Consider the following 12,356-nt stretch of genomic DNA (forward strand, 5'->3'; position numbering starts at 1 on the left):
TCCGGGGCCCCAGGACGACCACGATGATGCAGTACGTGCAGCTGTTCCGCCGGCCCGGCGAGTACATGATGGACTGCCGCCGCAAGTACGGAAAGCAGTTCGAGCTGAAGGTCTTCCCCGGCTACAAGCTCTACGTGCTGTCGGACCCCGAGGACGTCAAGCAGATGTTCCTCGCGCCGAGCGATGTCCTGCACACCGGGCGGGGCAGCGCCTCGCTGGAGAAGTTCTTCGGCCAGACGGGACTGGCGTGGCTGGACGAGAAGGAGCACCTCACCCGGCGCAAGCAGATCATGCCGTCGGTACGGGGCAGCGCCCACCAGCGGACCGAGGAAGCGGTCCGGGAGATGGCCAGGGAGGCCGTGGCGCGCTGGCCGCGCAACCGGGCCGTGGCCCTGCGCCCGTACGTGCACATGTTCACGATCCAGGTGATCAGGGAGGTCGTCTTCGGCAAGCACGTCCCGACCTGCTGGAACGAGCTGTTCAAGGTCATCTGGGACATGCTGAAGCTGAATTCGAGCGTCGCGACGATGATCGAGACGCACGAGATGTCGCCGTTCGGCGTCAAGCTGCTCAGGGCGTTCCGGCCGCTGGGCCTGGACCGCTTCTTCAAGCAGCGGGACCGCTGCGACGAGCTGCTGGCCCAGGCGATCGCCGAGCGGGTGGAATCGGGCGAGCCCGGTGACGACATGCTCGCCATGATGCTCGGGATGACCAATGAGGACGGCTCGTCGCTCAGCGCCGTCGAGCTGCGGGACGAGATCATGACCATGTTCGTGGCGGGCACCGAGACGACCGCCGCGGCCATCTGCTGGTCGCTGGAGCATCTGACCCGCGAACCGGCCGTGTTCGAGCGGCTGCTCGCCGAGATCGACGAGGGGGCCGGCGACGAGTACCTCACGGCCACGGTCTACGAGGCGCTGCGCCGCTGCCCGCCGAACCCGCACATCATCCCCCGTGAGGTCGTCAAGCCGATCGAGATCGGCGGGGTGCGCTACGAGCCGGGCAGCATGGTCTGGGCGAGCGCCTACCTGGTGCACCACGACCCGAAGGTCTACCCGGCCCCCTACGAGTTCCGCCCCGAGCGGTTCCTCGGCGTCAAGCCCAGCACCTCCACCTGGATTCCGTTCGGCGGCGGCCGCGTCCGCTGCCTCGGCGACCGGATCGCGATCGTGGAGATGAAGGAGGTGCTCCGCGAACTGCTGACCACCTGCGACCTGCACCGGTCGGACATGACACCGGAGGCGCCGACCGGCCGTTCCGTCACCATGACGCCGAAGCGCGGTGCCCGCCTGGAGCTGCGGCCCCGGACGCACCGGGTCCGGCAGGTGGCGGAGGCCGGTGGCTAGAAAGGCCGGCGCGGCGCGGGGGCCTGCCGCCTCGGCTGCCGTCTCGTATCCATGAGTCCATTCAGCGATTTCGGAAGAGTGAAACACACCGGATGAGGATTCCGAACGCCGAGTACACCGAGAGGCCCTGGCGTATCCACGAGTTCGCCCAGGACTTCAAGGTGGAGGACGTGTGGGCACTGCCGACACCCGGCGGGCCACACGAACTCGAAAGATTTGTAAGAGGGTTCACGGCGGGCGATGACGAGGAGAACTCGGGATTCGTCATCCGGAACCTGTTCAGGGCCCGCTGGGCGCTCGGCCGGATCTTCGGCTGGGACCGGGAGAGCGAGGGCCTGGGGAACCGCGTGGGGACCATCAGGGACCGGCTCCCCGATGATCTCCGCGCCGGGCCGCGCGGCCCGGACTTCGCCTCGGTCCCGTTCACCGCGGTCTACCAGACGGACACCGAGTACGTGGCCGAGCTGGCCAACCGGACCGTGCACACCCTGATGCACATCGGCTGGGTACCGGACGGAACGGGCACGTACCACGCCCAGATGGCATCGCTGTGGAAGCCCAACGGGCTGCTGGGCGAGGCCTACCGGATCACCGGAAAGCCCGTTCGGCGCGTACTCGTCTACCCCCAGCTGATCCGGGCGATCGGCGGGAACTGGCCGCAATACACCTGACCGGCCGGCACGTGAAACCGCCGCCACGACACATCCGTAACGCAACGAGAAGAAACGGGGATTCACCAGTGACGACCTCCACGCCAGGCTGGAATTTCGAGAAGTTCGCCGACGGCATCCGGGCGGCCGGCATGGCCGAACCGCCGGTGTCCGGCGTGATTCCCGGGCCGGTGCACGGCACCGACCGTATGATCACCAATCTCGCGTCGGTGAACTTCCTGGACCTCCAGCGCCGCGAGGACGTGATGCAGATCCTCCTGGACGCCACGAAGCAGTACGGCCTCGCCACCGGCGGCAGCCGCATTCTTCAGGGCGTCACGCCCGCGCACGTGGACATGGAGCGGACCATCGCGGGCTACCTCCAGAAGGAAGCCGCGATCAGCTTCGCGACCGGAACGCTCGCGAACATCGGATTCATGAGCGCGATGGCGGGCACGCAGTCGCTCATGAAGGGCCTCTCGATGGTGAATCGGGACGTGGTCTTCGTATTCGACCGGGACGCGCACTGGTCGCTGTGGAAGTCCGCGGAGAGCCTGAAGTTCGGCGAGCGGCTGTTCTCGTTCGAGCACAACTCGGTCGAGAGCCTCGAAGCCATCCTCAAGAAGCTCCAGGGCAAGCGCGTGGTCGTCGTGTTCGAGTCGGTGTACTCGATCGACGGAGTGGTCGCGCCGATGCACGAGATCGTCGACGTCTGCGAGAAGTACGGAGCCCTGTCCTACGCCGACGACGCGAACGGCTTCCTGGTCTACGGCCCTTCGCACCGCAAATTCCACCAGGAGTACCAGGGGCTGCTCCGGTCCACCTTCATCATGGTCTCCCTGAAGAAGGCCGTCGGCCTCGAAGGCGGCCTGATCGCGGGGCCCCGGGACGCCATCGTGGCCTTCGAACTGCTCTCGGGAGCCAGCGCGTTCACCGCCGGAGTGCTGGCCCCGGCCGCGGCAGGCACGGCCTACATCACCAGGCTCCTCACCGAAAAGGAGCCCGAGATCGTCGACAACTACCTCGCGAAGGTCGCCGACTTCCGCAAGCGGCTGATCGACGAGGAGCTGCCGATCACGGACACCGAGACCTGCTTCACCTCGCTCGTCGTCGGTGACGAGCACAAGTGCCTCAGGCTTTTCGGCGCGTTCCTGGAGAACGACATCCGGGTCCCTCCGTACGTGTACCCCGCCGCCCGGCGTGGTCAGGCCGTACTGCGCATCATCCTCAACGCCTCACACACCGACGAGCAGCTCGACCACTTCATCGAGGTGTCGAAGAAGCTGCGGGAAAAGAACCTGTTCTAACCGCCGCCGGGTCCGACACACCGACCAACGCGCGTGCTCACTGGGCTGAAAGAGGTCTGAACGTATGAATGGGAACAAGGCTGGGGGAGCGGCCGCCGGACCGATCGGTCCAGGGACGCACGCCATCGTGACCGGCGGTTCCAGCGGGATCGGCCTGGCCACGGCCAGGTTGCTGGCCGGCAAGGGGGTGCGCGTCTCGCTGCTGGCGCGCACCGCCACCCGGCTGGACGAGGCCGCGGCGCAGCTCAGGAAGGGCGGCGCCCGGGTGGCCACGGCCGTGGCGGACGTGACCGACCAGGACGCGGTGGAGAAGGCGATCGCGGAGCTGACCGCCGAGCAGGGGCCCTGCGACATCCTGATCACCTCGGCGGGCATCACCGAAGCCGGCTATTTCCGGGAACTGCCGGACGGAGCTTTCCGCGACGTCATGGAGACCGATTACTTCGGCACGCTGTGGCCCATCCGGGCCGTCGCGCCGTCGATGATCGAACGCCGGCGCGGCACCATCATCGGCGTATCCGCGGTCGTCGGCATGGCCGGCACCTTCGGCTACACGGCCGTCAGCCCGGCGAAGTTCGCCGTGCGCGGCCTGCTGGAGGCCATGCGCGGCGAACTGAAACCGTACGGCCTGCACATCGGATACATGTGCCCGCCCGATGTGGACACACCGCACTACGCCTACGAACGGCCGCGGCTGCCGATCGAGACCAAGGAATTCTCCAAAGCCATGAAGCTGATGCCGGCCGAGCAGGTGGCGGCCGGAATCATCCGCCTCATCGAACGACGCAAGACACGGATGGTGCCCGGCGCGGTGAACCGGATGGGCGCGGCCTTCTCCGTGATATTCCCCGGCGCGCTCGACTGGTTCGTCGACCGCACGGTCCGGAAGGTACAGCGTGACCGGCCCGCCGGATACGCACCCACGCGCGAAGTACCCGGACCGTAAGAGTTCCATTCGTGGCGATTGCCCGTTGTACGGGATAGGAGACTGAGGAAACGTGAATCAGGGCAAGCGAAGGCCCGGTGGCGAGGGGGAACACGCCATCGCCGTGGTCGGTATGGCGTGCCGGGTCCCGGGGGCCGCCGACGTCCAGGACTTCTGGCGGCTGCTGCGCGACGGGAGGGACGCCATCACCGACGCTCCCGCCCACCGGTGGTACGACGTCCCCGACCTGGCGCCGTACCGCAAGGGCGGCTTCCTCGACCGGGTGGCCGACTTCGATGCCGCGTTCTTCGGAATCTCCCCGCGCGAGGCCGTGGCCACGGACCCGCGCCAGCGGCTGGCCCTGGAGCTCGGCTGGGAGGCGCTGGAAGACGCCGGCCTGGTGCCGGAGGACCTGCGCGGCAGCGACACCGCGGTCTTCTTCGGTGCCGCGGGCGACGATTACGCGGCGCTGGTGCAGCGGTACGGAGCCGAAGCGGTGTCCCACCACTCCCTGGCCGGGCTGAGCCGAGGGCTGATCGCCAACCGGGTCTCCCACACGTTCGGTTTCCACGGCCCCAGCCTCGCCGTGGACACCGGCCAGTCGTCCTCACTGGTCGCCGTGCACCTGGCGTGCGAGAGCCTGCTGTCGGGCGCGACCCGGCTGGCACTGGCCGGCGGCGCGCACCTGAACCTGGTGCCGGAGAGCACCCTGGCCTTCGCCCGGGCGGGCGCGCTCTCCCCCGACGGCCGCAGCCACACGTTCGACGCCCGCGCCAACGGCTTCGTCCGTGGCGAGGGTGCGGGCGTGGTGGTCCTCAAACGGCTCGCGGACGCGGTCGCCGACGGCGACCCGGTCAGCTGTGTGCTGCTCGGCGGCGCGGTGAACCACGACGGCGACGATCAGGCCCTCACCGTGCCGAGCAGTCAGGCGCAGCAGGCGCTGCTGCGGCAGGCGTACGCCAGGGCCGGCGTCGATCCCGGGCAGGTGCGGTACGTCGAACTGCACGGCACCGGGACGCGGGTGGGCGACCCGGTCGAGGCGAGTGCGCTGGGGGCGGTGCTCGGCCGGGTCCGGGGCCCCGGGCAGCCGCTGCTCGTCGGGTCCGTGAAGACGAACATCGGCCATCTCGACGCCGCGGCAGGAGTCGTCGGGCTGATCAAGGTCGCGTTGTCGCTCAAACACGGCGTACTTCCGGCGAGCCTGAACTTCGCGGAGCCGAACCCGGCGATCCCCCTGGAGGAGTGGAACCTCGAAGTCAACACCGGCGCCGGGCCCTGGCCGGACGGCCCGGACGGCAACCCGGGAATCGCGGGCGTCAGCTCCTTCGGGGTGGGCGGCACCAACTGCCATTTCGTCGTCGCACCCGCACCCGTACCCGCCGCACCCGGAACGGCACCCGTGGCACACCGTTCCCGCCCGGTCCCGGTCGTGCTCTCCGGCAAGACCCCGCAAGCATTGCGGGACCAGGCCCGACGGCTGCGGGACCGGGTGGCTGCCGACGCGGACCTGCACCCGGCGGATGTCGGCCACTCCACCGTCACCACGCGGTCGGCGCACTCCGACCGGGGTGTCGTCGTGGCCGCGGACCGCACCGAACTGCTGGACGGCCTGGCTGCGTTGGCGGCCGGCGATCCGGCGGGGACCGTGGTGGAGGGCTCGGTCACCCCCAGAACCGGTGTCGTGTGGGTCTTTCCCGGACAGGGCGCCCACTGGGTGGGCATGGCCCTGGAACTGTGGGACTCCTCGCCCGTATTCGCGGCCCGGATGACCGAGTGCGAGCGGCTGCTCGACGGCATGGTCGACTGGTCGCTGCGGGACGTACTGGGCGACGAGGCCGCGCTGGAGCGGATGGACGTGGTGCAGCCCGCGCTGTTCGCAGTGATGATGTCGCTGGCCGAGGTCTGGCGGTCGGCCGGCCTGGTGCCCGACGCCGTCGTGGGCCACTCCCAGGGCGAGGCCGCCGCCGCGTGCGCCGCGGGCATCATCTCCCTTGCCGACGGGCTGCGGCTGGCGACCCGCCGCAGCCAGGCCATCAACGCGGGGATCTCCGGCCGCGGGATGATGGTGTCGCTGGCCATGCCCGCCGCGGAGATGGCACAGGAGATCGCGGGACGGGACGGGGTCTCGATCGGCGCGGTCAACGGTCCCGACGCCGTGGTGATCTCGGGTGAGATAGCGGCGGTACGTGAGGTCAAGGCCGACTGCGAGTCCCGCGGCATCCGTTCCAAGGTGATCCCGATCGACTACGCGTCGCACTCCGCGCAGGTGGAGTCGATCCGGGACGAGATACTCGAAAGCGCTCGGGACATCGCGACGACCGACAGCGGGGTGGCGTTCTTCTCCACGGTGACGGCCGGCCGGATGGACGTCGCCGGTCTGGATGCCGAGTACTGGTACCGCAACCTCCGTGAGCCGGTGCGGTTCGCCGACACCATCGCGGCACTGGCCGACGCGGGACACAGCGTGTTCCTGGAGGTCAGTCCGCAGCCGGTGCTGACCACGTCCATCGAGAAGACCGTGCCCGGCGTGCTGGCACAGGGCACTCTGCGCCGGCACGAGGACCAGCCGCGACGCCTGCTGCGGTCGATGGCCGAGCTGTACACCCAGGGTGTCGCGGTGGACTGGCGGCCGCTGTTCGAAGGCGCCGGACGCGTTCCGCTCCCCACCTACGCGTTCCAGCGGGAGACCTTCTGGGTCACCGGACAGCCCGTCGAGTCCTCCGTACCCCTGCCGTCGGAGACGCCGAAGGCGCTCGCGTCGGCGGAGCCGGTGGCGGTGGCCCCCGACCGGCTCACCGACCAGAGCCTGCGAACGTTGGTCCGCTCCCACACGGCGGCCGTGCTCGGACTGGCCGACGCCGCCTCCGTCCATCTCGACAGTACGTTCAAGGACATCGGCTTCGACTCGGTGACGGCGGCGGAGCTGAGCAACCGGCTGAGCAGAGCGGCCGGGACGCGGCTGCCGGCCTCGCTGATATTCGACCACCCGACCCCGGGCGCGGTGGTACGTCACCTGCGCGACCAGCTGTCCGACGCAGCCCCGCAGGACCGCGAGACCGAGGCCGCCGGACCCGCGGCCTCCGGCGATCCGATCGCGATCATCGGCATGGGCTGCCGGTACCCCGGGGGCGTGGCGTCCCCGGAGGACCTCTGGCGACTGGTGGCCGACGGCGTCGACGCGATCACGCCCTTCCCGGACGACCGGGGATGGCCCACGTCCGACGCGGACTACGCCCGCGCCGGCGGATTCCTGCACGACGCCGGCGACTTCGACGCGGCTTTCTTCCGCATCAGCCCGCGCGAGGCGCTGTCCATGGACCCGCAGCAGCGGCTGGTGCTGGAGGTGGCCTGGGAGGCGCTGGAACGCGCCGGGCAGGACCCAGCCGCGCTGCGCCGGAGCCGGACCGGTGTGTTCCTGGGCGCCATGAGCCAGGACTACCTGCCACGCCTGTCCGAGGTGCCCGAGGACCTGGCCGGACATGCCCTGACCGGAGGCGCGGCCAGTGTGCTCTCCGGCCGCCTCGCCTACACCCTCGGCCTGGAGGGCCCGGCCGTGACCGTGGACACCGCGTGTTCGTCGTCCCTGGTCGCCCTGCACATGGCGGAGCAGTCCCTGCGGTCGGGCGAGAGCTCTCTCGCGCTGGCCGGCGGCGTGACGGTCATGTCGACACCCGGCATGTTCGTCGAGTTCTCCCGGCAGGGCGGGCTCGCCGGAGACGGCCGGTGCAAGGCGTTCGCCGATTCCGCCGACGGCACCGGCTGGTCCGAGGGCGTCGGTGTCCTGGTGCTGGAACGGCTGTCCGACGCACGGCGCAACGGCCACCGGGTGCTGGCCGTGCTGCGGGGCAGCGCGGTCAACCAGGACGGCGAGAGCAACGGCCTCACCGCGCCCAACGGCCCCGCGCAGGAGCGGGTGATCCGGCAGGCGCTGGCGAACGCCGGTCTGTCCGCCACCGATGTCGACGCGGTCGAGGCACACGGCACCGGCACCCGGCTCGGCGATCCGATCGAGGCGCAGGCGCTGCTGGCGACCTACGGGAAGGAACGGCCGGAGCCGCTGTGGCTGGGGTCGCTCAAGACGAACATCGGGCACACCCAGGCCGCCGCGGGGGTGGCCGGCGTCATCAAGATGGTCATGGCGATGCGGCACGGCGAGCTGCCCCGGACACTGCACGCCGGCTCACCGACGCCGCACGTCGACTGGTCCGCCGGCGCGGTGCAACTGCTGCGTGAGCAGCGCGCCTGGCCGGAGGCGGACCGGCCCCGGCGGGCGGGCGTCTCCTCCTTCGGGATCAGTGGCACCAACGCGCACGTGATCATCGAGCAGGGGAACGCCGGAGAGCAGGGGAACGCCGGAGAGCAGGCGGACGCCGGTGAGACGACCGATGCCGTCATCACGCCTGCCCACACCGTGCCCTGGCTCGTCTCGGCACGTACGGCCCCGGCCCTGACAGCGCAGGCGGAACGACTGCGGGACGCGGTCTCCCACGATCAGGCGCCCCCCGTCGCCGACATCGCCACGACCCTGGTCACCGGCCGCGCGGCCCTGGATCGCCGCGCGGTCGTGCTCGGCACCGACCGGGCGGAGCTGCTGTCCGGACTGGACGCGCTGGCGGCCGGGCAGCGCGCGGCAGGCCTGATCACCGGTGCCGCCAATGGGGTGCCGGAGGTCGGCGTCCTGTTCTCCGGGCAGGGGAGCCAGCGTCTCGGCATGAGCCGGGAGTTGGTGCGGCGGTTCCCGGTGTTCGCCGCGGCATGGAACGAGGCGTGCGCCGCTTTCACGCCGCTGCTGGATCATCCGATCGACGAGGTGGTGGGTGCCGAGCCCGGCTCGGACCTGGCCGCACTGCTCGACGAGACCGCGTTCACCCAGCCGGCGCTGTTCGTCTTCGAGGTGGCGGCGTTCCGGTTGCTGGAGGCGTTCGGGATCACCCCGGCCGTCCTGATCGGACATTCGATCGGCGAGCTGGCGGCGGCCCACGTGGCGGGTGTGTTCGACCTCGCCGACGCGGCGCGGCTGGTGGCCGCCCGCGGCCGGCTGATGCAGGCGCTGCCCCGGGGCGGGGCCATGGTGGCCGTCCAGGCGCACGAGGACGAGGTCCGCGAGGCGCTCGAAGGCCACGGGGAGTCCGCCTGCATCGCCGCGGTGAACGGCCCGCTCGCCACGGTGATCTCGGGTGCCGAGGCCACGGTCCTGGACATCGGGGCGAAGTTCGCCGACGCCGGGCACAAGACCCGGCGCCTTCGGGTCTCGCACGCCTTCCACTCACCGCTCATGGAGCCGATGCTGGCGGAGTTCGAGAAGGTGGCGCGGTCGGTGTCGTACGCCGCACCCCGTATGCCCGTCGTCTCGAACGTGACGGGAGCCCTGTCGGACGGTGAGCTGACGCAGCCGGAATACTGGGTGCGCCACGTGCGTGCGGCGGTGCGCTTCGCCGACGGCGTGCGCGCCGCGGTGGCGGCCGGAGCCGGGGTGTTCGTCGAAGCCGGACCGGGCGGCGTGCTGTCCGCCATGGCGCAGGAGACCCTGGCGGAGGTCGCGCCGGAGGTGGCCGCGGTGCCGATGGTCCGTACGTCGCGTCCGGAGCCCCGCTCGCTGGCCGAGGCGCTCGGCCGTCTGCACGTCGCGGGCGTCGAGGTGGACTGGCCCGCCTACCTCGCGGCAGTCGGCGCCACCGGGCGGCAGACCGACCTGCCCACCTACGCCTTCGAACGGCAGCGGTACTGGGTGCGGCCGAAGCCGCCGCGAGGCGACATCGCCGGTGCCGGACTCATCGCGATCGACCACCCGTTCCTCGCGGCAGGCACCGATGTCGCCGTCGGCGACCAGATCGTCCTGAGCGGACATCTCGCACCGGCCACCGGCACATGGCTGGCCGACCACCGCATCTTCGGCGGCGCGGTGTTCCCCGGGACGGCCTATGTCGAAATGGCCGAGCAGGCCAGGGACGCGGCCGGGTGCCGCCGGATCGAGGAACTCACCCTGCAGGCACCGCTGACGCTGACCGGCAACGCCGTTGAGCTGCAGATCACCGTCGGCGCCGCGGACGACACGGGCCGGCGGGAGATCGGGATCCACTCGCGGGCGGCCGGGACCCGGTCATGGACCCGGCACGCCATCGGTGTCCTCGCGGCCGATCCGGTTCCCGCACCGAAGGCCGCGACGGACGCCTGGCCGCCGCCGGCGACCGAACCGGTCGGGCCGGAGGACCTCTACGCGGGCCTCGCGGACCTCGGGTACGGGTACGGAGCCGCCTTCCAGGGGGTGCGAGGTCTGTGGCGTTCCGATGACGAGGCGTATGGCGAGATCCGGCTCCCCGACGACGTACCGCACGCCCGGTCCGGATTCGCCGTGCATCCCGCCCTGTTCGACGCGGCGCTGCACCCGGCCCTCGCGCTCCTCACCGGTCCGGACCGACAGCAGACGCTGCTGCCCTACGCCTGGTCCGGAGTGTCGTTCCACGCACCGGGCGGCCCGGACCTCCGGGTCAGGGCCGCCCGGATCGGCGCGAACGAGGTGTCGCTGCACCTCTCCGGGCCCGACGGCGAGCCGGTCCTGTCCGTCGAGTCACTGACCCTGATGCCCGCTTCGGCGGATCAGATGGCCGCGGCCGTGGCGGCGGACTCCCTGTTCACCCTGGACTGGACGCCACTGGCGGACGCGACCGGCACCCGTCCGGCTGACGCCGAGGTCACCCGGGTGACGGCGAGCGCGGGCGCGGACCTGCCCGCGTCGGCCCGGGCCACCGCGCACGAGCTGCTCGGCCGGGCGCGGACATGGCTCGGGGACGGCACCCGGCGGGTGATCGTCACCCGCGGCGCGGTCGCGGTCGGCGAGGACGAGACGCCCGACCTGGCGCTCGCACCGGTGTGGGGCCTCATGCGGTCCGTACAGGCCGAGCACCCGGACCGGTTCGTCCTGGTGGACATCGACGGCGACGAGGCCTCGTCGGCCGTACTGGACACGCTGGACCTGTCCGAACCGCAGGTGGCCGTCCGCCGCGGGGTGGCGTATGTGCCGCGCCTGGCCGCCGCTCCGGCAGCCACCGCCGCGTGTCCGGACTGGGGCGAAGGCACGGTGCTGCTCACCGGCGCCACCGGCGAACTGGGCGCGCTGCTCGCCCGGCACCTGGTGGCCGGACACGGGGCGCGACGCCTGCTGATGCTCAGCCGACGAGGGCCGGCCGCGCCCGGTGCGGACGAACTGGCCGAGGAGCTGACCGGGCTAGGCGCCGAGGTCGTACAGGCCGCCTGTGACGTGTCCGACCGTGACGCGCTGGCCGCGGAACTCGCGCGGATCCCGGCACAGGCGCCGCTGACCGCGGTCGTGCACCTGGCGGGCGTGCTGGACGACAGCAGCGTGGAGACCATGACGGCAGCACAGCTCGACCGGGTCTTCGAACCGAAGGCCGACGCCGCGTGGCACCTGCACGAGCTGACGAAGGACCGGGACCTGGCGGCGTTCGTCCTGTACTCCTCGGTCGCCGGTACGTTCGGTACGGCCGGCCAGGCGAACTACGCGGCCGCCAACACCTTCCTGGACGCGCTGGCCGCCCACCGCCGCGCGTCGGGCCTGCGCGCGGTCTCGCTGGCCTGGGGCCCGTGGGAGCTGGGCATGGCGGGCGGGCTCGGCGAGGCCGACCTCTCGCGGTTCCGACGGGCCGGGTTCGTGCCCGTGCCCGCCGCGACCGGAACCGCGCTGTTCGACACCGCGTTGGGCCTGGACACGTCACTGGCGGTGCCGGCCGTGCTCGACCGGGCGGGACTGCGGGAGCAGGAAACCGTGCACGCGCTGTACCGCGGCATGATCGCGCCGCGGCGCCGGAAAGCCGGGGAGAGCGGCGAGGCGACGCTCCTGCGGCAGCTCGCCGGCCTGTCGCCGGAGGAGCGTACGGACACCTTGCGGGAGCAGCTGCTGTCCACCGCGGCCCTGGTGCTCGGATATCCGTCCGCTGACCATCTCGATGCCGGGATGTCCTTTCAGGACATCGGATTCGATTCCCTGAGCGGCGTGGAATTCCGCAACCACGTCAAGAAGGACACCGGCGTGGACATTCCGGCAACGGTCATTTTCAACTACCCGACGCCGGCGGCGCTGGCGGGCCACCTGATGAACCGGTTGTTCGGC

4 protein-coding genes and 1 pseudogene are annotated in these 12,356 nt (G+C 71.1%); all 5 read left to right on the plus strand.

Annotated elements, in window-relative coordinates:
- Positions 1 to 23: 23 nt before the first annotated feature.
- Complete coding sequence (locus ACZ53K_RS17830; RefSeq protein WP_468837068.1) at positions 24 to 1,346, plus strand: cytochrome P450; 1,323 nt, start codon at positions 24 to 26, stop codon at positions 1,344 to 1,346.
- Positions 1,347 to 1,438: 92 nt separating this feature from the next.
- Entirely contained in the window at positions 1,439 to 2,017 is a 579-nt protein-coding gene (locus ACZ53K_RS17835) for a DUF2867 domain-containing protein (protein ID WP_468837070.1), read from the plus strand.
- A 68-nt stretch (positions 2,018 to 2,085) separates the two neighbouring features.
- Entirely contained in the window at positions 2,086 to 3,303 is a 1,218-nt protein-coding gene (locus ACZ53K_RS17840) for an aminotransferase class I/II-fold pyridoxal phosphate-dependent enzyme (RefSeq protein ID WP_468837073.1), read from the plus strand.
- Between the two features lie 64 nt (positions 3,304 to 3,367).
- Positions 3,368 to 4,249 (plus strand): SDR family oxidoreductase, encoded by an 882-nt coding sequence (locus ACZ53K_RS17845; protein ID WP_468837075.1) that lies wholly within the window; start codon positions 3,368 to 3,370, stop codon positions 4,247 to 4,249.
- Between the two features lie 52 nt (positions 4,250 to 4,301).
- Positions 4,302 to 12,326 (plus strand): annotated as a pseudogene (locus ACZ53K_RS17850) (type I polyketide synthase); the annotation flags it as partial.
- Positions 12,327 to 12,356: the final 30 nt, after the last annotated feature.

The sequence above is a fragment of the Streptomyces sp. NPDC033221 genome, assembly GCF_055577005.1.